At 57.7% G+C, this 19,539-nt stretch carries 16 protein-coding genes and 1 riboswitch; of the genes, 9 read left to right on the top strand and 7 right to left on the bottom strand.

The features are described from left to right. Positions 1–138: 138 nt before the first annotated feature. Positions 139–1,818 carry a 2-oxoglutarate dehydrogenase, E2 component, dihydrolipoamide succinyltransferase gene (sucB, locus tag RAE04_RS01625; RefSeq protein ID WP_239273554.1) on the bottom strand — a complete coding sequence of 560 codons (1,680 nt, stop codon included), beginning with the start codon at positions 1,816–1,818 and terminating at the stop codon, positions 139–141. Between the two features lie 125 nt (positions 1,819–1,943). Between sucB and RAE04_RS01620 the strand changes: the two genes are divergently transcribed. Then, the gene (locus RAE04_RS01620) at positions 1,944–2,354 is read left to right on the top strand and encodes an oxidoreductase (RefSeq protein WP_317026202.1); all 411 of its coding nucleotides are present in this window, start codon (positions 1,944–1,946) and stop codon (positions 2,352–2,354) included. Here the strand turns inward: RAE04_RS01620 and thiC are convergent. The 3 genes from thiC to RAE04_RS01605 form a co-directional block, all read right to left on the bottom strand. Next, a complete protein-coding gene (thiC, locus tag RAE04_RS01615) occupies positions 2,346–4,127 on the bottom strand; it encodes a phosphomethylpyrimidine synthase ThiC (protein ID WP_317026201.1) in 1,782 nt (593 codons plus the stop codon). The genes RAE04_RS01620 and thiC overlap by 9 nt on opposite strands. Continuing rightward, a riboswitch (TPP riboswitch) is annotated at positions 4,126–4,236 on the bottom strand. It overlaps the preceding gene by 2 nt. A 330-nt stretch (positions 4,237–4,566) precedes the next feature. Beyond that, positions 4,567–5,103, bottom strand: coding sequence for an isochorismatase family protein (locus RAE04_RS01610; RefSeq protein WP_317026200.1), 537 nt, complete (start codon positions 5,101–5,103; stop codon positions 4,567–4,569). 38 nt (positions 5,104–5,141) lie between these two features. After that, on the bottom strand, positions 5,142–6,629 hold the full coding sequence (locus tag RAE04_RS01605) for a leucyl aminopeptidase (RefSeq protein ID WP_317026199.1): 1,488 nt from the start codon (positions 6,627–6,629) through the stop codon (positions 5,142–5,144). Positions 6,630–6,732: 103 nt separating this feature from the next. On the opposite strand from RAE04_RS01605, the gene RAE04_RS01600 reads away from it, so the two are divergent. After that, entirely contained in the window at positions 6,733–7,830 is a 1,098-nt protein-coding gene (locus tag RAE04_RS01600; protein ID WP_317026198.1) for a branched-chain amino acid aminotransferase, read from the top strand. A 7-nt stretch (positions 7,831–7,837) separates the two neighbouring features. Here the strand turns inward: RAE04_RS01600 and RAE04_RS01595 are convergent, their stop codons facing one another. Together RAE04_RS01595 and RAE04_RS01590 are read right to left on the bottom strand one after the other, a co-directional pair. After that, a complete protein-coding gene (locus RAE04_RS01595; RefSeq protein WP_317026197.1) occupies positions 7,838–8,632 on the bottom strand; it encodes a nicotinate-nucleotide--dimethylbenzimidazole phosphoribosyltransferase in 795 nt (264 codons plus the stop codon). A gap of 11 nt (positions 8,633–8,643) precedes the next feature. Further along, positions 8,644–9,336, bottom strand: coding sequence for a DUF3043 domain-containing protein (locus RAE04_RS01590; RefSeq protein WP_317026196.1), 693 nt, complete (start codon positions 9,334–9,336; stop codon positions 8,644–8,646). Between the two features lie 141 nt (positions 9,337–9,477). Here RAE04_RS01590 and RAE04_RS01585 point away from each other — a divergent pair, with 141 nt between their 5' ends. Then, positions 9,478–9,822, top strand: a complete 345-nt coding sequence (locus RAE04_RS01585; protein WP_005324455.1) for a HesB/IscA family protein — start codon at positions 9,478–9,480, stop codon at positions 9,820–9,822. 65 nt (positions 9,823–9,887) lie between these two features. Here the strand turns inward: RAE04_RS01585 and asnB are convergent, their stop codons facing one another. Then, a complete protein-coding gene (asnB, locus tag RAE04_RS01580) occupies positions 9,888–11,810 on the bottom strand; it encodes an asparagine synthase (glutamine-hydrolyzing) (protein ID WP_317026195.1) in 1,923 nt (640 codons plus the stop codon). Positions 11,811–12,200: 390 nt separating this feature from the next. Between asnB and RAE04_RS01575 the strand changes: the two genes are divergently transcribed. The 6 genes from RAE04_RS01575 (at position 12,201) to RAE04_RS01550 (ending at position 18,663) form a co-directional block, all read left to right on the top strand. Further along, positions 12,201–13,274 carry a cytochrome c oxidase subunit II gene (locus tag RAE04_RS01575; RefSeq protein WP_005324460.1) on the top strand — a complete coding sequence of 358 codons (1,074 nt, stop codon included), beginning with the start codon at positions 12,201–12,203 and terminating at the stop codon, positions 13,272–13,274. Positions 13,275–13,293: 19 nt separating this feature from the next. Beyond that, on the top strand, positions 13,294–13,725 hold the full coding sequence (locus tag RAE04_RS01570; protein WP_198491716.1) for a cytochrome c oxidase subunit 4: 432 nt from the start codon (positions 13,294–13,296) through the stop codon (positions 13,723–13,725). Positions 13,726–14,298: 573 nt separating this feature from the next. Continuing rightward, on the top strand, positions 14,299–14,883 hold the full coding sequence (locus RAE04_RS01565) for a heme-copper oxidase subunit III (protein ID WP_193393064.1): 585 nt from the start codon (positions 14,299–14,301) through the stop codon (positions 14,881–14,883). Positions 14,884–14,936: 53 nt separating this feature from the next. Continuing rightward, positions 14,937–15,824, top strand: coding sequence for a c-type cytochrome (locus RAE04_RS01560; RefSeq protein ID WP_005324465.1), 888 nt, complete (start codon positions 14,937–14,939; stop codon positions 15,822–15,824). Then, a complete protein-coding gene (locus RAE04_RS01555) occupies positions 15,821–17,041 on the top strand; it encodes a ubiquinol-cytochrome c reductase iron-sulfur subunit (RefSeq protein WP_317026194.1) in 1,221 nt (406 codons plus the stop codon). Before RAE04_RS01560 ends, RAE04_RS01555 begins: the two co-directional genes overlap by 4 nt. Continuing rightward, positions 17,041–18,663, top strand: coding sequence for a cytochrome bc complex cytochrome b subunit (locus tag RAE04_RS01550; RefSeq protein ID WP_317026193.1), 1,623 nt, complete (start codon positions 17,041–17,043; stop codon positions 18,661–18,663). The genes RAE04_RS01555 and RAE04_RS01550 overlap by 1 nt, the downstream gene beginning before the upstream one ends. Positions 18,664–19,539: the final 876 nt, after the last annotated feature.

Below are 19,539 nucleotides of genomic sequence, written 5' to 3'. Positions count from 1 at the left end.
TCCCTCTACACCTCGAATAAAAAGGGATGGATTAGTCCGGTGATTTTGGATCCGTCACCCCCACTTGGCACCCCAGGCATAGCTAAAGCCTCTTAGCTCCGCAGTGGGGCTAAGAGGCTTTAAGCGGCGATAGAACCTTTAGACTTCGAGGTCTGCCTGGAAGTCTGCGGTCTGCAGGCGATCCTTGATGGTGGTGATGAAGCGGCCTGCGTCCGCACCGTCAACTACCTGGTGATCGTAGGTGAATGGCAGGTAGCACATCTGGCGGATGGCGATGGCGTCCTGACCGTTCTCGTTGACAACGACCGGGCGCTTTTCAATAGCCGCGGTGCCCAGGATGCCGGCCTGTGGCGGAACCAAGATCGGGGTATCGAGCATGGCACCCTCGGAACCGATGTTGGTCACGGTGAAGGTAGCACCGGTGAGATCGTTCGGCTTCAACTTGTTATTGCGGGCCTTATCGGCCAGCTCTGCAATCTGCTGAGCGATCTGCGGCAGGGTCATATCCTGTGCCTTGTGGATAACCGGGGTGAGCAGGCCCTTCGGGGTGTCAACAGCGATAGCGATGTTGACGTCCGCGTGGTAGGTCATCTCCTTGGTCTCTGGGTTATAAGACGCATTGACGTTCGGGTGGGAGACCAGAGCCTCGGCGGTAGCCTTCACGATGAATGGCAGGAAGGACAGGTTGGCACCGTGCTTGTCGATGAACGCCTGCTTGTTCTTCTTGCGCATATCCCAGATAGCAGTCATGTCGACTTCCTGGACGTGGGTCAGCTGCGCGGAAATCTGCAGCGCCTCCACCATCTTGGCGGCGGTGATTTCGCGGATGCGGTTGACCTTCTGGGTGGTGCCGATGAGTTCCTGCTTGGCCGGATCCACGGACTTGGTGGACCAACGAGCGCGAGGGGAGTTATCGGACTGTGTGCCAGACTTGGCAGGTGCATCGCCCTCGCCAGCAGCGGCGAGCACGTCCTGCTTGCGGATGCGGCCGCCCACGCCGGTGCCCTCAACGGTATTGAGGTCTACGCCGTGCTTTTCAGCCAGCTTGCGTACCAGTGGGGTGACATAAGGAACGTTGTCGCCATTGTTGACCTTGGCAGAGGTGTTCAGGGAGGAATCCTGCGTGGACTCCTTCTTTTCCTCAGCCTTCGGTTCTGGCTTCTTGTCTTCCTTTGGCTCTTCCTTCTTTTCTTCCTGTGGCTCTGGCTTGGCCTCGGAGGAGGATGCGGTGGCGTTTTCGTCGCCGATGCGGGCGATGACTTCGCCGACCTCGATGGTGTCGTCCTCGTCGGCGAGGATTTCTACCAGGGTGCCTGCTACTGGGGAAGGGATTTCAGTGTCGACCTTGTCGGTGGAGACCTCGAGCAAAGGCTCGTCTACCTCGACGGTGTCGCCGACGGACTTGAGCCACTGGGTGATGGTGCCTTCGGTGACGGACTCGCCGAGTTCTGGCATTTCCACGTCGGCTGCGTCGCCGGAGCCGCCGTTGGAGGAGTCAGCCTTCGGTTCTTCCTTAGCTTCTTCTGCTTCTTCCTCGCCCTTGTCAGCGGAGGAGTCGTTGGATGCGGAGCCTGCCTCATCCTCGTCACCGATGATGGCGATGACCTCGCCAACCTCGATGGTGTCATCCTCGTCAGCCTTAATTTCAATAATGGTGCCGGCTACGGGGGAAGGGATTTCAGTGTCGACCTTGTCGGTGGAGACCTCGAGCAAAGGCTCGTCTACCTCGACGGTGTCGCCGACGGACTTGAGCCACTGCGTGATGGTGCCTTCGGTTACGGATTCGCCCAGCTCGGGCATCTCAACGGAGTTCGCCATGAGTTATAAGACTCCTCGAAAGTTGGTAGTGTTCTATCGCTACCCGACAATCTTACAGCGTGTTGCTCCCCCTCGTGCAGATGTGGGGTTAGTAACTACCCTCCTTCCGGGTAAGCTAAGGAATTATGTTCAACCCCTTCCGCCGCAATAAGTCCAGATCGTCGCTGCGACCACCCCGCGGACCGGGGGAGACCATCCGTCCAGAAGACGCGCAGGATCTGCAACAATGGGCCGCTGGAAAGGTATACGTCGAGGCCTTTGTAGAACCGGAAACAGTAGTCAATGAGATGTCCGTTGTTGTGGTTGATGAAAACGGCGAGTTCATTCGCCGCCGCATCGGTGGGCCCAAAGGCATCGATGCGGTGGCCAAACTATTGAGCTGCGATATTTATGATGTAGAAGAAACCGGCTATCCGCAGCGCATGCGTGAACGCATGGAGCGAAACCGCATTCTGCGCAAGAGAGAAGAGCAAAGAAAACGCCGCGCCCGGTTCGAGCGCGGCGAGAACCCCGATACGGGAACTGAATTAAGCTAGATCGCTCTCTTCGCGTAGATAGACCTGAGACCCATTGCGGCGGAATTCGGCGGACTTTTCCTGCATGCCCTCCTCTGGTGCCGAGCCGTGGGCGGCCGCACGGACCTGTTCGCCCAGCGTCGGCATGCCTAGCTCGGCCATCTGCCCGCCAAACATATCCCGAATGTCTTGGCTGATGCGCATAGAGCAGAACTTCGGCCCACACATGGAACAAAAGTGGGCAGTCTTGGCTGGCTCGGCGGGCAAGGTTTCGTCATGGTAAGCCTGCGCGGTTTCCGGATCGAGGGAAAGCGCAAATTGGTCATTCCAGCGGAATTCAAAGCGGGCCTTACTCATGGCATCGTCCCAGGCTCGGGCGCCTGGATGCCCCTTGGCGACGTCCGCGGAATGCGCCGCAATTTTATAGGTAATGACACCAGTCTTTACGTCGTCTCGGTTGGGCAGGCCTAGGTGCTCTTTCGGAGTGACATAGCACAACATGGCCGTACCGCCCATTGCGATATGGGCAGCACCGATGGCGGAAGTAATGTGGTCATAGCCGGGAGCGATATCGGTAACTAGCGGGCCGAGAGTATAAAAGGGCGCGTCAGAGGCCCAATCCTGCTCGAGCTCGTTGTTTTCTTGAATCATGTTGAGCGGCACGTGCCCGGGGCCTTCCACCATGACTTGGACGTCATGCTCCCAGGCGCGGCGGGTAAGCTCGCCGATGGTTTTGAGCTCGGCAAATTGGGCGGCGTCGTTGGCATCGGCAAGGCTGCCGGGGCGTAGGCCGTCACCAAGCGAAAATGCAACATCGTACTGAGCGAAGATCTCGCACAGCTCATCAAAGTGTTCATAGAGGAAAGACTCCTTGTGGTGAGCAAGGCACCATCCCGCCATGATGGAACCGCCGCGGCTGACGATACCGGTCACGCGATTGCTTGCCAGCGGTACATAGGCCAAGAGAACACCGGCGTGAATAGTCATATAGTCCACGCCCTGTTCGCACTGCTCGATGACGGTATCGCGGAAGATCTCCCACGTAAGGTCCTCTGCTACGCCATTAACCTTTTCCAATGCCTGGTAAATGGGGACGGTGCCGATAGGGACCGGGGAGTTGCGCAAGATCCATTCGCGGGTGGTGTGGATATCGTCACCCGTAGATAGATCCATGACGGTATCCGCTCCCCATTGGGTAGCCCAGCGCAATTTGGATACTTCTTCCTCGATCGAGGAGGTGACCGCAGAGTTGCCAATATTGGCGTTGATCTTGGTGAGGAATTTTCGCCCAATGATCATGGGCTCAGACTCGGGGTGGTTGACATTATTAGGGATAATGGCGCGGCCGCGAGCGACCTCAGCGCGAACGAATTCCGGATCGCAGTGCTCGCGCAGTGCTACGAATTCCATTTCGCGTGTGATGATTCCTTGGCGGGCGTAGTGCATTTGGGTTACGCGGCGCCCAGGCTGAGCCTTTAGCGGCGGGCGCTTAGAGCCCTTCCACTCTTGGGAAGACGCTCCGCGGCGCTGGGCGGCACGTCCATCGTCCGCCAGATCGCGGCCGCGGCCGGTGTATTCTTCGGTATCTCCGCGCTCGCTAATCCACTCGCTGCGCAGGGCTGGAAGTCCCTCTTCTGGTGCGCATTCTGGCCCACGCGTGCGATAGACGCGGAAGGGTTCATTGGGGCCTTGTGGGGAATCCTCCAGTTGGATTTCGGTCTCTGGGACCTCTAAGCCGTGGTGGTGAATGGGGGAATAGGAGTGTTTAGGGTGGTTTTCTGGGGCAGCCGTCATGGCAAGCGCTCCTCTCTTCCTTCGTAGGTATTAACCAAACAGGTTCGAACGGTCTATGCGCAGCTTTAGCGCACTCTCAGCCCGTGCTCGGGCACCCGTGGGGACGCAAATCACCCTATAATAAACGCCTAGCGCCGCGCAGGGCTTTTGCAATATCAGCGGGCAATCACTCGGCCGAGGGAGGCGGCAGGAGCGTTGGCGGTAGATTTCAACAGGAAACTTTCAGGTACTTGACACCAGTGTCCAATATCGATGGCCCATACTTAAATCATGCGTTTGAGAGAGCGCATGCGAGAGAGATAGAGAGAACCCCTCCCATTTCCAGAGGGCGGCTGCTTTAGCCGATAGATGGAAACACTTTGTAGAGAGACGCCAGCGGCCCTCGGACCACATTCGGTTCGAGGGCCGCTGGCGTTGTCGACATTCCTACGGCACGGGGCTAGCAGATGGTGGCTCCCGCTGCGGCGAGTTCTTCCAAAGCGGCCTCGCCACGGGCATCATCGACTGGGGAGCAATACCCACGCAGTACGCGGACAGTAAAGCCTTCCTTAAGGGCGTCGGCGGCCGTGGCGTGAACGCAGTGATCGGTGGCAATGCCTACGATATCCACTGCGTCTATGCGGTGCTCGCGCAACCAGTCAGCGAGCAAGGTACCGTTCGCAGCGCCCTCGAACCCAGAATAGGCGGCGGTGTATTCGCCCTTGCGGAAGTAGGCTTGCGCCGGCCCGATGGCCTCATGCATAGCTGCGCCGTGGGACTCGGCTACGCAGTGCACCGGCCACGAATCGACAAAATCCGGGTCCTTAGAAAAATGAGAACCCGGATCGATGTGCCAATCCTGCGTGGCTACGACGGTTTCGTAATCCTGTTGCAGGGAAGCGATTTTTACAGCGACCTCATTGCCCCGCTCGGTGCCTAAGGCCCCGCCGGGGCAGAAGTCATGTTGCACGTCAACGATGATTAAAGCAGGCTTCATACTTCTGGGATTCTAAACGCACTAAGCCTGCTGTGGTGCTACTTTAATTCAGCAATCTCGCGCAGAGCGGCAACCACTGTGCGGGTGGGCACGCCGGTGCCCATCTTCGGGGTGTAGCCATAAGCGCCCGTGGTGTTGAAGGAAGGGCCAGCCACATCGATATGGGCCCATTCGATTCCCTCGCCCACGAAGTGCTGGAGGTACGTTGCAGCATATTCCATGCCGCCTTCACGCTTGGCGTTGATATTGCGGATATCGGCGCTGGCGGACTTCACGGATTCCTCGTGTTCTTCTAGCAAAGGCATGGCCCATGCCTTTTCGCCCACCTCGCGGCCAATCTCGGCCATGCGATCGCGGAATTCTTCCGAGCCCATCACGCCGGCGGTGCGCTCACCCAGGGCGACCATCTGGGCGCCGGTCAAGGTCGCGGTTTCGATGAGGAAATCGGGGTTGTCCTCGCTGGCGCGCGCGATGGCGTCGGCAAGCACGAGGCGGCCCTCCGCGTCAGTGTTGAGAACCTCGGAGGTAATGCCGCCGTAATGGGTGATGACATCGCCCGGGCGGGTAGCATCGCTGCCCGGCATGTTTTCCGCCAGCGGCAGGGTAGCGGTGATGCCCACCTTCAGGTTCAGCTTTGCCGCAGCGATGATGGAAGCGGCCATTGCAGCGGAACCGCCCATGTCAGAAATCATGTCCCACATCTTGGCGCCCGGCTTGAGCGAAATTCCGCCGGTGTCAAAGGTAATGCCCTTGCCCACCAAAGCGACGTGGCGCTTGGCCTTCTTCGGCTTCCAGCTCAAGCGGACCAAGCGCGGCGGGCGGGCGGATCCACGGCCGACGGCCATGATGCCACCAAAGCCCTGCTTTTCCAGCGCTTTTTCATCCAAGACCTCCACCTCAAGGCCGGCTTCTGCCGCTTGGGCAGACAGGAACGCGGCGTAGGTTTCTGGGTAGAGCAGGTTGGAAGGGGTATTGACTAGGTCGCGGGCGATGAGGACGGACTCGGCGGTAATCTTGGCGCTGTCGAACTCCTGTTGAGCGGACTTCTCCGCCACCACGGTGTAGGTGGTGGTCTCCGCTGCTGACTCGGAGCGCAGGCCAGAATACTTATAGCCGCCGAGGATAAGGCCTTCCACCACCGGGCTGATTCCAAAATCGCCCAGGGAGGTGGCTACGGTCCCCACCTTGGTGATAGAGCGGGAGGCTTGGCCGGCAGCGCGGCGCAGCGTCTCATCGTCTACTTCTTCCGCATCGCCCAAGCCAACGGCGATGATGGATGCTACACCCGCCTTGGCTGGGGCCGGCACGCGCGTGACCTCACCGGCCTTGCCAGCGGCCCCTACGGCCACCAGTGCTTCATAAGTGGAGCGCAGCGCCGCGCCTCCAAGCAGATCGGTGCCTGGCAGTTCTAGGCCGCCTTCGCCCTCGAAAGCGGCGATAAGTAGAGCTTCCGCCTTCTTAGGAACCTTCTTTCCCAGCTTTACCTGGGGAAAGTGGCCGCGTGCTGGTAGATCGGACTGTGCCATTGTCTCCTCCTTTGTGGAAAGGCTTATCAATCTTCCCACCACTGTACCGCGCGGCGATGAACTTATTCCTGCCTTGCTATAGATAAAGGGGTAGATTGTGGGCATGCTTGATTACACGATTACTCGTTCTGATAGCCCTACGTCCGCGGAAGACTTGAGTGATATCCTCGCCAATCCCGGCTTTGGCAAGCACTTTACAGACCACATGGTCACCATTGACTGGACTGAAGAAAAAGGGTGGCACGATGCTCAGGTGCGCCTGTATGGTCCGATGAGCATGGACCCGGCCAGCAATGTATTCCATTATGGCCAGGCGATCTTTGAGGGTATCAAGGCCTACCGTCAGCCGGATGGTTCTATCGCTACCTTCCGTCCGGACCACAATGCGCAGCGCTTAATCAACTCCGCTGAGCGCCTGGCTATGCCCGAGCTTCCCCAGGAGGAGTTTATCGAGTCCCTGCGCCAATTGGTAGAGGTGGATCAGGACTGGGTACCGGAAACCGGTGGGGAAGCGGCGCTGTACCTGCGCCCCTTTATGATTTCCACCGAAGTCTCCTTGGGCGTTCACCCGGCCAATTCTTACCGCTATGTGCTCATTGCCTCCCCAGCGGGCTCCTACTTCAGCGGCGGGATCAAGCCGGTGTCGGTGTGGCTGTCCACTGACTACGTGCGCGCAGCCCCTGGCGGCACCGGCGCGGCCAAGTTTGCGGGCAACTACGCAGGCTCACTCTTGGCGCAGGCCCAGGCAGATGAAAAGGGCTGTGACCAGGTGGTCTGGTTGGACGCCATCGAGCGCCGTTACATCGAGGAGATGGGCGGAATGAACCTGATGTTTGTGTATGGCTCTGGTGATAGCGCGGAGATTGTTACACCAGAACTATCGGGCTCCTTGCTGCCCGGCATTACCCGCGAATCCCTATTGCAGGTAGCGCAGGATTTGGGCTACAAGGTCACCGAGCGACGCATCACTACCGAAGAGTGGCAGCGCGATGCCGAATCCGGCGCGATGTCAGAGGCCTTTGCTTGTGGCACTGCCGCGGTTATTACACCGGTAGGTCACGTAATGGGAGATTCTGCGGATTTCCAGGTCAATGGCAATGAAGCGGGTGAGATCACCATGGCCCTGCGCGAGCGCCTCACCGGAATCCAGCGCGGTGCAGTGGAGGATACCCACGGTTGGCTCCATACCCTAGTGAAGTAGGCCCCGCTTAGGCGTCCGCGGCGATCTCGACTCCGGTGAGCAGCATTGGCAGCGCCGCGAGGGCGCCGAGCGCAGGTTGTGGCTCCATTCCCAGCTCAAGCAGGGGGTGGAGCCCTAGCTTTTCCAGTGCCAACTTATGTGCAGGGGCAATGGACAGCGTGGTGGCGAAGAGCCATTCTTTCACACCGGGATTATCGCGCTCGGCAAGGAGCGCGGCGGTGGCGGTCAAGGGGGCATCGATAAGCAGGGGCGTACGGCGCTCCGCGGCTCGGGCAATGAACCCCACCGTAGCTGCTAGCACCGTGGACTGGCACGATTCAACCAGCTCCATGCCCTCGAGGTTGCGGGCGCGGAACATGGCGTCCCGGATAGCGCAGACCTCGCGCTTCCAGTCTTCCACGCTGCGCTGCTTGCCGACGATCACTACCGGTTCCGTCTGCGTCATCGTTGCCATTACCACGGCCGGTACTCGGGCGAGTTCTTCGCCGCCGGGAATGAGTAGGTCAGCCCCGGCATCAATTTCCGCATCCGCTGTTGCGGCTCCAAGGTTGTAGGCCTGGGAATAATCCGTCACGGTGACTACATTCAGTCCGGCCTCGGCGCGACGCGCAGCGGTCTCAGCGGCCGAAAGCGAGGTCTCTTGATCCGCGAAAATTACGGCGCGCACGCGCTGCGGCTCATGGGCCGGTGCCGCGCCTTGGCAAGCAGCCAGCCATTGCGCGGCGTCGGTCAGGCGCCCCCAAGGGGCGAGCTGCGCGTCCTGTGCGGTATGTGCCTTCTTATCGGGCTGCGGAATGGCCATGAGTAGTCCCCCTAAACGTCAGCACCGAGCTCCACGCGGGGGCGCGGGATGCGCCACTTGCGCGGCTGGCTGGCGCGAGAATACGCATAAAAACCAAGGCTAAAGCCGGCTTCGGTGGTGCCGGGGAACTTGGCGCGCACGGCATTATTGCAGCGGCGGGCCAAAATGACGCCCTCGATGGCGAAGATGATGAGGATAACCATCGCTACCGCGTTGATGATTGTTGCAATGCTGGGTACCGCGTAGGTCAAGAACATGATCACGATGAGCACCAAGGCCATCGGCATGACCCAGTTGCTCAGGCTGCGGCGGGCATCCACCCAATCGCGCACATAGGCGCGCTCGGCACCCTGGTCGCGGGCGGGTAGGAAGCGGGGATCGCCTTCTGCCATGCGGGCCTGCTGCTCGCGATTTGCCTGCTGGCGCTCTTGGCGCTCCTTTTTCTTATATTCCTTCCACTCGTCCTTGCTCATGGACTTCTTCATGTCCTTGCGGTGCTGGTAGCGCTGTGCTTCGGACATGCCATGGGGATCGCGCTTTACGCCGCGCGCGATCTCTTGCTCTGCGCGCTTTGGCGTAGGGCGACCCTTCGGTGGGGTATAGCCCTTGCGCTGGGGCTCTTTCTGAACTTCTGCCTGAGCTTTGTCCTGTACAGGAGCAGGCTCAGTGGAGGTCTTGTCATCTTTTTGCCACGGGAGTTTCACGTTCCTCACACTACAAGGTTTAGGTGTCAATAGGGGAATAGGCCCGGCCCAGATGGTGTTGTAGATATGGGCTACCTTTTCCCACCTGAACTAACCGGGTAGGGTAGTGGCAACGAATCCAATACTTATTGAGGAGAAGTGATGACCGCTCCAGCTTCCGCAACCGGCGTCATTCTGACTGAAGCAGCAGCCGCGAAGGCAAAGGCGCTGCTTGATCAGGAAGGCCGCGACGATCTCTCCCTGCGCATTGCCGTCCAGCCTGGTGGCTGCGCTGGCCTGCGCTACCAGCTCTACTTTGATGACCGCACCTTGGATGGTGACAAGGTTGACCAGGTAGGCGGCGTAAACCTCGTTGTGGACAAGATGTCCGTTCCCTACCTGACCGGTGCCAAGATTGACTTCGCTGACACCATCGAGTCCCAGGGTTTCACCATTGATAACCCGAATGCCACCGGCTCTTGCGCTTGTGGCGATTCCTTCAACTAAATAGACGGACAGAAAAGAGGGTGGGTGCCACTGGCACCCACCCTCTTTTTGTGTGTGGAAGGCTCTTAGAGCTTGACTGGGTATTCGCGCTGCTCGATCTGCGGATCGATGCGCCTTTCCACAAAGATGCCGTGCCAGATCATAAAGGACAGCACGGTCCACAAGCGGCGGGAGTGATCGGAAACGCCATCTCGGTGCTCCTTGAGCATCTCGAGAACTTCCTTCTTATTGAAGATGTCCTCGGTCTGGGATTCATTGATGGTGTCCTGGGCCCAGCCATAAAGCTCATCGCCGGCCAGCCAGTGGCGCATCGGTACTGGGAAACCCAGCTTCTTGCGGTGCAGAACATGCGCCGGGACGATCTGCTCCATGGCCTTGCGCAGGGCGTATTTGGTGGTGCCGTGCGAGATCTTCAGGTCATAAGGGATGGACTCGGCAATCTTGAAGACTTCCTTGTCCAAGAATGGCACGCGCAGCTCCAGCGAGTTGGCCATATTGATCTTATCGGCCTTGACCAAGATGTCACCGCGCATCCAAGTGAATAGATCCAGGTGCTGCATGCGGGCAACCGGATCAAAATCCTCGGATTGGGCGTAGATGGGAGCGGTAACCTCGCGGTGGTCCCATTCGCGCTTTGCCCACGGGATAACGCGCTGCATCTGCTCAAAGTTAAAGGAACGAGCGTTGCCGTAGTAGCGCTCTTCCATCGTCATCGAGCCGCGATTAAGCAGCGACTTGCCCTTCATGCCCTCGGGCAGAACCTGGGAGAGCTTGCCCAGACCGCGGCGCAGTGGGGACGGGATCTTTTCAAATGGGGCAAGGGACAGTGGTTCCTTGTAGATGGTGTAGCCGCCAAAGAGCTCGTCTGCGCCCTCACCGGAAAGAACTACCTTGACGTGTTTGCGGGCCTCCTGCGCCACAAAGTACAGCGGGACCAGCGAGGGATCAGCCACCGGATTGTCCAGGTACCACATGATCTTCGGGATGGACGCGGCGTATTCTTCAGGGGAAACAATCTTGACGATGTGCTCTACACCAATAGCTTCCGCGGACTCTGCCGCGACATCGACCTCAGAATAGCCCTCGCGCTCGAAGCCGGTGGTAAAGGTCAGTAGATCTGGGTTGTGGCGCTTGGCCAGGGTGGCAATAGCGGTGGAGTCAATGCCGCCAGATAGGAAGGAACCCACGGTGACGTCGGCACGCATGTGCTTAGCGACGGAATCTTCCAGCGCCTCTGCAATGCGGTTAAATAGTTGCTGCTCTTCGCCTTGCTTAACCTGTTGCACAGGGAAACGGGGCTTGAAGTAGCGCTCAGAAACGACATCTTCGCCCGGGCGAAGAGTGACAGTGCAGCCGGATTCAACGCGGCGAATATTCGCGTGGAGGGATTCTGGCTCCGGCACGTACTGCAGGTCGACGTAGTGCTCAATGGCGCGCCGGTCAAGGTTGAGCTCTAGACCAATCTCGTCTGCCATTTCAAGGATGCACTTCATCTCGGAAGCGAAGACGGTTCCTGCTGGGGTGGTGGCGTAATACAGTGGTTTGATGCCAAATTGGTCACGAGCAGCAAACATCGTCTTGGTGCGGGTATCCCAGATGACGATGCCAAACATGCCGCGCAGGTGGTTGACTACGTCCTTGCCCCAGTGGTGGTAGCCCACCACGATAGGCTCGCCATCACCCTCGGTGTGGAAGGTGTAGCCGAGGCCTTTGAGCTCCTCGCGTAGCTCTACGTAGTTGTAGATTTCGCCGTTAAACGTCATGGCGTAGCGGTCGGGCTGGTCCTCCGGACCCCAGCGGAGGGGCTGGTGGGAATGCTCCAGGTCGATAATGGACAGACGATTGAAGCCGAACGCGGCATCGCCGTCATGCCACGTGCCGGCCGCATCTGGGCCGCGGTGGCGCATGCAGGGCAGGGAACGTTCCAGCGCGTCAACGTACTTATCTACGTTGCCTGTGGCGGCGAGCATGCCAAGAAGTCCGCACATGTAAAGATTGCTCCTTATATATAAGCGTCTATTGCTAGTCACCCACTTTACGGCTAGAGAGCGTGAAACCAGAACACGCCACGGCTTAAGGAAACCTGCCGACTGCCTTGGAATTAGCTTCCCCGATAGGGGTGCGAACTTTCGGATGATGGTTCCACGGTAATCCTGTGAATTGGCACACACGGAGTCTATGGCTACTGGGGGTGCGGTTGGAACATTATGCAGGTGGGGCGGTAACCTACCAGAAGGAGAATATGAAATGAGCGCACTAGGTGCCCTTTTGTGCCTTTAAACAGGCTGGGAATCTGGCAATTATCCTCTATTCTGATTGGGTAAGAGTGCTCTGTGAGTATTCGAGAAGTTTTGTGTGGACAGAAAGGCAGAACACACGTGGGACAGCGTAATAAGCGCACCTTTGCCCGTAAGGCGGGCGTAGCTGGCGCACTTGCCCTGGGTGGACTCGCTCTGGCAGGTTGTGACGTTCAGGCGCCAACTGCTGTAGAGAACCTCCTGGGATTCGGTTGGCCGAAGGGCATTACCCCTGAGGCAGAGGCCATGTACAACTTCTGGATTTGGGTCTGGGTTGCCGCATGGATCGTTGGTTTTATTATGTGGGGCCTGTTCCTCACTGCAATCTTCCGCTGGAGTGCGAAGAAGGCAAAGAAGGACGGCAAGGGCGAGTTCCCGCGCCAGATTCAGTACAACGTTCCGCTGGAGATGGTTCTGACCATCGTCCCGATCCTTATCATCATGGGCCTGTTCTTCTTCACTGTTCAGACTCAGCAGAAGGTTACCGCCTTGGATAAGGATCCGAAGGTTGTCGTCGACGTCACCGCGTTCCAGTGGAACTGGAAGTTCGGTTACGCCGAGAACCATGTCAATGGTGAGAACTACGACGGTGCCGATAAGGAGCGTCAGGCTGAGGCAGAGAAGACCGCTCACGACCCTGAAGGTGTGGACAACCCGAACCCAATCCACGGCAAGTCCATGGGCGATCTTTCCTACCTGAACTACAATAAGATTGAGACCGTCGGTACCACCGAAGAGGTTCCGGTTCTGGTTCTTCCTTCCGATACCGCGATTGAGTTCCGTCTCGCTTCGGGCGACGTGTCCCACGCATTCTGGGTACCGGAGTTCTTGTTCAAGCGCGACGTCTACGCACACCCCGAGGCAAACGCTCAGGAGCGTAGCTTCCAGGTAGAAAAGATTGAGAAGCAGGGCGCATTCGTTGGCCGTTGTGCTGAGATGTGCGGTACCTACCACTCGATGATGAACTTTGAAATCCGCGTTGTCTCTCCGGAGGACTTCAACACCTACCTGAAGTTCCGCGAGGACAACCCAGAAGCCACCAACGCGGAAGCTCTGGAAGAAATCGGCCAGGACCCATATGCGGTAACCACCCACCCGTTCTCCGGTGAGCGTGATACCGCTAAGGGCGACAACTACGTGAACACCGCGGCATAAGAGATAAGGACACAACACAATGCGTGCAACATCGAAAGTCTTTTACTCAATCGCGACGTACCTTCTTGTCTCGCTGATTGTTTACATCTTCGGCGTCACCTTCGTTAAGGACGACGGCTACCTCTACGGTGCCGAGTGGGTCGGCATCGTGGGGATGTTCCTCGCCTTCCTGCTGTGCATGATGCTGGGTGCTTACCTTCACTTCACTGATGACCGCAGTGACGTGCTGCCAGAAGATTGGGAAGAAGCGGAAACCGAAGATTCTGCCGGTATCTTGGGCTTCTTCTCCCCAAGCTCCATTTGGCCGCTGGCCATGGCCGGTGCAATCGGCATCCTTGGCTTGGGTGTCATCTTCCTTTACTTCTGGCTGATTGCCCTCGGCGCTGTTTGCCTCATCGCGGCCTGCACCGGCCTGTCCCTGCAGTACGGCCTGCCGAAGGAAAAGCACTAATTCCTCGATATAAAGGAATCCCTGCCTAAAACTTCTCCGCCCTCCTAGTCATCATGGCTAGGAGGGCTTTGGCGATCCAGCGTCGTTCGCGCCGTCAGAAAGTTCCCGAAAGTTCCAAAAAGATTTACCGGTGGGGGAGGGGTCACTGACTATTCCGCATGTACGCGATAGCGTTTCTTCTGCATTCTGCCACGTAGGAGCAGATTTTTGCGGGGGTCGTTCGAAAGTTGTAAAGCTGGGTGTTTAGGGGGTTCGTGGAATGTGATTTATCTCTCCAAGTAACGGGGACTGGCGCACGGATTGGTGTATCGATAAGTGGGGACGTCGGGCGTCTGGGACACTTCGGAAATTCAGGGCGGGGGCCGACGTGTGGCGTCACCTGCGTCAATGGGGCGTCGTAAAGCAGGGCGAAAAGTTCCCCATTGGAAAAATAAAGTTTGTCACGTAGTCGCGCTGAACGTTTACTGGATAAAGCATCAAAAACGAATAGAGATAGCGGGGGGAATCGAGGTGACTTCGGCGCTCGGAACAGCCATAATAGCCACTGTGACGAGCGTAGTTTCTAACCAAGGTATGACAGCACCACGTGCTGCCTCACTGAACCGACCCAATATGGTCAGTGTGGGCACCATCGTGTTCCTGTCTCAGGAATTGATGTTCTTTGCCGGACTGTTCGCGATGTGGTTTACCTCGCGAGCAAACGGTCAGGAAGGCGATTGGGCGGAGCACACCGCTCATATCAACCTGCCCATGGGTTTCCTCATTACGGCAGTGCTGATTTCTTCTTCTGTGACCTCGCAGTTCGGTGTGTTTGCCGCAGAAAGGGGTGACGTTTACAAGCTTCGACTCTGGTACACCGTGACGCTAGTACTGGGCGTTGTGTTCCTGGGCATCATGGCGTTCGAGTGGACCGAGTTGATTCACGCAGGTGTGACTATCCAGGCCAGCGTCTTTGGCTCGGTGTTCTACATCATCACCGGCTTCCACGCTGCGCACGTGACCGCGGGATTGATTTCTTTTGCGATCATTCTCGCGCGCGTTGCTAAGTCCAAGTTCACGCCGGCACAGGCGACCGCAGCAATGGCAGTGTCCTACTACTGGCACTTCGTTGACGTCGTGTGGATCGGCGTTTTCACCGTTATTTACTTGGTCCAGTAGCACTGGCCAAGATCCCCAAACAGTCCTCCCGTGTTCGAGTTATCTAAAGGAAAATGATGGATAACAATTCGCAGTCCGTGGCAGTGGAGCAGACCACTGCGGCGGCTAAGAAGACCCGCCGTCGCCGCAAGGCGAAGCGCACCCTTGCCGGTGGCTTCGCTTTGGCGATTGGCCTGTCCGGTGCGGGCGTCCTGGCTTCTGCCTTGACCCCGGACGCACAGGTTGCCACGGCGGAAAAAGATGACCAAGCCCTCGTCCAAGAGGGTAAGGACATCTATGACACCGCTTGTATCACCTGCCACGGTGCCAATCTGCAGGGCATCGAAGGTCGCGGTCCGTCCCTCGTTGGTATCGGTGCTGGTTCCGTGTACTTCCAGGTGCACTCCGGCCGTATGCCGATGATGTCTAACGACGCACAGGCAGAGCGCAAGGCTCCCCGCTACACCGAGCAGCAGACTCTGGCCTTGGCTGCATATGTTGCAGCCAACGGTGGCGGCGCTGACATTGTCTACAACGACGACGGAAGCGTTGCCCAGGAATCGCTGCGTGGTGCTAACTACAATGGCGAAATCCAGGCAGAAGACGTAGCGAAGGGCTCCGAGCTCTTCCGTATGAACTGTGCCTCCTGCCACAACTTCACCGGCCAAGGCGGCGCGCTGTCCTCCGGTAAGTTCGCTCCGGAGCTCGCTCCGGCAAGCGAGCAGGAAATCTACCAGGCAATGCTGACCGGCCCGCAGAACATGCCTAAGTTCTCTGACCGCCAGCTGACCGCAGATGAGAAGAAGGACATCATTGCTTACCTCAAGTCTGCAAAGGAAACTCCTTCCCCAGCAGGTTGGGACCTTGGTGGTCTCGGCCCAGTAGCGGAAGGCCTGGCAATGTGGATTATCGGCATTAGCGCCCTGTGCGCTGCCGCTATGTGGATTGGATCGCGCTCATGAGCAATGTGAAGAACAATTACACTAACGCTGAGCTCGACAAGATGAGCAACGATGAACTCGCTGCTCTTGGTACCGAGCTCGACGACGTCACCGTTGCGTTCCGCAAGGAGCGATTCCCAGTCGAAGGTGACCCGGCTGAAAAGCGTGCTGGACGTAACGTTGCTATCTGGTTGTTCCTGTCCGTCATCGGCGGCCTCGGGTTCCTCGGCGTTTATCTGTTCTGGCCGTGGCAGTACAAGCAGCTGGGGGAGGAGGGCCACATTTGGCACACTCTTTACACCCCTCTGCTGGGTATTACTGCAGCCCTCGCAATTTGCGGCTTGGGCATCGCCATCGTTCAGTACGTTAAGAAGATTCTCCCAGAGGAGATTTCCGTTCAGCGTCGCCACGACGGTCCCTCCGAAGAGGTTGACCGCCGTACCCTGACCGCCCTTCTGAACGATTCTTGGAAGACCTCGACTCTGGGTCGCCGCAAGACCGTTCAGGGTCTGTTGGGCGGCGCCGGCGTTCTGTTCGGCCTTACCGTGATTGCTCCGCTCGGCGGCGCAATTAAGAACCCTTGGAAGGTTCGCCACAACATGAACTACGCCGGCGACGGCACCCTGTGGACTTCCGGGTGGACCCTGCACGACGAAGGCGTCAAGCTCTACTTGGCCCGCGACACCGGTACTATCGCCGAGAAGCACTCCGGTGAAACCGGTGAGCACTACAGCACCAAGGGCGTAACCCGCCTAGTTCGTGTGCGCCCGGAGGACCTGGCGGCAGGCGGCATGGAAACCGTCTTCCCGCTGGCAGAAGAAGACGTCAACGATGGCGACAAGTACGATGCCGAGCGCGATGTCTACGAGCACCACATGCACTCGATTCACGGCAACCGCAATGCGGTCATGCTGATTCGCCTGCGTCACAACGACGCACAGAAGGCAATCGAGCGCGAAGGTCAAGAAGACTTCCACCACGGCGACTACTACGCCTACTCCAAGATCTGTACCCACATCGGTTGCCCGACCTCTCTGTACGAGGCTCAGACCAACCGAATCCTGTGCCCGTGCCACCAGTCGCAGTTCGATGCTTTGCAGTACGGTAAGCCGGTCTTCGGTCCTGCTGCTCGTGCACTGCCACAGCTGCCTATCACGGTGGATGACGAGGGCTACCTCGTAGCACAGGGCAACTTCATTGAGCCTGTCGGCCCGGCATTCTGGGAGCGTAAGTCATAATGAGCAATAAACTCGCCCAAATGGGCAACAATATGGATGAGCGCTATAGCGCCGCCGGCGTGCTGAGGACTCAGCTGAACAAGGTCTTCCCGACCCACTGGTCCTTCATGCTTGGTGAGATGGCGCTATACAGCTTCATCATTCTTGTACTGACCGGTATCTACCTGGCGCTGTTCTTCGACCCGTCCATCACCAAGGTCATTTACGACGGCACCTACGCACCGCTAAATGGTGTAGAAATGTCCCGCGCATACGCCACCGCGCTGGATATCTCCTTTGAAGTTCGTGGTGGCTTGTTCGTGCGCCAAATGCACCACTGGGCAGCTCTGCTGTTCATGATGTCCATGGTTGCGCACATGCTGCGTATCTTCTTCACCGGCGCATTCCGTCGTCCGCGTGAAGCAAACTGGATTATCGGTTGCGCACTTATCCTGCTGGGCATGATCGAGGGCTTCCTTGGTTACTCCCTGCCGGATGACCTGCTTTCCGGTGTTGGTCTGCGAATCATGTCCGCCATCATCCTGGGCCTGCCGATTATCGGCACTTGGCTGCACTGGGCAATCTTTAGCGGTGACTTCCCGTCTGACCTGATGCTGGATCGTTTCTACATCCTGCACGTTCTGGTTATTCCGGGCATCATCCTTGGCCTGATTGCAGCCCACCTGATTATGGTTTGGTTCCAGAAGCACACCCAGTTCCCTGGACCGGGCCGTGCAGAGAACAACGTGGTTGGCGTCCGCATTATGCCGGTCTTCGCCACCAAGGCTATTGGTATGGGCATGATGGTGGCTGGCGTACTGGCGCTAATGTCTGGTCTGCTGACCATCAATGCTATTTGGAATCTTGGACCGTATAACCCATCTCAGGTTTCTGCCGGTTCCCAGCCAGATATTTACATGCTGTGGACTGACGGTGTTGCCCGTGTCATGCCGGCATGGGAGCTCTACATCGGTAACTACACCATTCCTTCCGCGTTCTGGGTAGCTCTGCTGTGTGGTCTCATGGTTGTCCTACTTATGGCGTACCCGTTCTTGGAGAAGAAGTTCACCGGTGACGATGCACACCACAACCTGCTGCAGCGTCCGCGCGATGTTCCTACCCGCTCCGCTATCGGCGCGGCTGCCATCGTGTTCTTCCTGCTGGTTACCCTGTCCGGTGGTAACGACCACGTGGCACACTTCTTCCAGATTTCGTTGAACGCTATGACCTGGGTTGGTCGTATCGGCCTCATCGTGCTACCTCCGATTGCGTACTTCATGACCTACCGCATTTGCGTTGGTCTGCAGCGCTCTGACCGCGAGGTACTGGAGCACGGTATTGAAACCGGCGTTATCAAGCAGATGCCGAATGGTGCCTTCATTGAGGTTCACCAGCCGCTCGGCCCAGTTGATGCCGAAGGCCACCCGGTTCCGCTCGAGTACGCAGGCGCTCAGGTACCGAAGCAGCTGAACCACCTCGGACTCGCCGATTCCGAGACCCAGGGCACCTTCAGCCCTGATGATTCGGCCCTCATGCACCGAGTACACGAAATCCACTCGGATAACCAAGACGAGGAAGCGGAAATGTTCCGCCGCCTCAACGAGGCTAACCGCCGTGAGGACGAGGAAAACGGCCGCATCTAACCGCTTTTCCTGAGGATTACTCGAAACGCGCTCACAGACCCGCCCTGCTCCTGTTGAAGGAGCACGGGCGGGTCTTGCGTATATTCGGATTCATTCCGAACCCAGTCCTTATTTTTCTGGCTGCTCCTAGAGGTATTGAAAGAAATCCGTTGCGTGTCTGTCAGTCTTTATGAATCTTGAAGCATCTGAAGAACTGCTGCTGAAGCTTGTTGTGCAGTCGGTTTAGTGCGCGGTCTGGTGCGCGTATTGTCGGTGGTTAGTGGTTTGCTCGTGCTTTACAGCTTCAAGAAGCCTAGGGCGTGGGCTCAGGGAGGTGTGAATGCCGAAAGGTTTTATTGCCTGGAAGCACGCTGCACTCGTCGATTGAGCGAGTTAGGGGGGGCGTCGGAAAGCGGTTTAGCTAGAACCTCCATAAGGAAAGGTGGCGAAGTGGGCCGCGGTTGGGATGAAAGCTAGTCTCTAGGCGTGCGGTAAAAGGAGTGAATTGGTGGGGGAGAAGGGGCCGCTAAAATACTCTAGTGTTGAAAGTCACAATTTAGAATTCTCTTAATTGTTGAGCTTTTTCTTAGCAAGGGGACACCTTTGTTGGGCGACAGCCGTCCGTCTTTATTTGTGCAGCTTGTGGCCATAAATGTTTTAACTCCGATGAGCGATTGCTTCTATGTGGGGGTTAAATCTCGGCAAGGTCAACGGAAGGTAACGAAGCGATAACAAACGTTATTTTGGTGTCGCGAATGGACATTGCTTGTGATGATTTCGTAACCTATTCGAGACATTGAGTTACCGCCCGAAAGGTGCTCAATCTAAACAGAAGAATTACAGCGCCGCATCTGGCCCCTCCTACTGAGGGGCCGAGTGGAGGAAATCCTAAAGGAA

The organism is Corynebacterium sp. CTNIH16 (assembly GCF_032821655.1).
Lineage (GTDB): Bacteria > Actinomycetota > Actinomycetes > Mycobacteriales > Mycobacteriaceae > Corynebacterium > Corynebacterium marquesiae.
The sequence above is the reverse complement of the archived record's forward strand: the minus strand, read 5'-3'. Positions and strand labels throughout refer to the sequence as shown.

Bases quoted from the DNA above. Each gene is read 5' to 3' on its own strand.
- RAE04_RS01605 (WP_317026199.1), bottom strand. From the start codon at position 6,629: ATGGCACAGTCCGATCTACCAGCACGCGGCCACTTTCCCCAGGTAAAG.
- thiC (WP_317026201.1), bottom strand. From the start codon at position 4,127: ATGACGGCTGCCCCAGAAAACCACCCTAAACACTCCTATTCCCCCATT.
- asnB (WP_317026195.1), bottom strand. From the start codon at position 11,810: ATGTGCGGACTTCTTGGCATGCTCGCCGCCACAGGCAACGTAGATAAG.
- RAE04_RS01595 (WP_317026197.1), bottom strand. From the start codon at position 8,632: ATGGCCATTCCGCAGCCCGATAAGAAGGCACATACCGCACAGGACGCG.
- RAE04_RS01560 (WP_005324465.1), top strand. From the start codon at position 14,937: ATGATGGATAACAATTCGCAGTCCGTGGCAGTGGAGCAGACCACTGCG.
- RAE04_RS01570 (WP_198491716.1), top strand. From the start codon at position 13,294: ATGCGTGCAACATCGAAAGTCTTTTACTCAATCGCGACGTACCTTCTT.
- RAE04_RS01550 (WP_317026193.1), top strand. From the start codon at position 17,041: ATGAGCAATAAACTCGCCCAAATGGGCAACAATATGGATGAGCGCTAT.
- RAE04_RS01585 (WP_005324455.1), top strand. From the start codon at position 9,478: ATGACCGCTCCAGCTTCCGCAACCGGCGTCATTCTGACTGAAGCAGCA.
- RAE04_RS01565 (WP_193393064.1), top strand. From the start codon at position 14,299: ATGACAGCACCACGTGCTGCCTCACTGAACCGACCCAATATGGTCAGT.
- sucB (WP_239273554.1), bottom strand. From the start codon at position 1,818: ATGGCGAACTCCGTTGAGATGCCCGAGCTGGGCGAATCCGTAACCGAA.
- RAE04_RS01600 (WP_317026198.1), top strand. From the start codon at position 6,733: ATGCTTGATTACACGATTACTCGTTCTGATAGCCCTACGTCCGCGGAA.
- RAE04_RS01610 (WP_317026200.1), bottom strand. From the start codon at position 5,103: ATGAAGCCTGCTTTAATCATCGTTGACGTGCAACATGACTTCTGCCCC.
- RAE04_RS01620 (WP_317026202.1), top strand. From the start codon at position 1,944: ATGTTCAACCCCTTCCGCCGCAATAAGTCCAGATCGTCGCTGCGACCA.
- RAE04_RS01555 (WP_317026194.1), top strand. From the start codon at position 15,821: ATGAGCAATGTGAAGAACAATTACACTAACGCTGAGCTCGACAAGATG.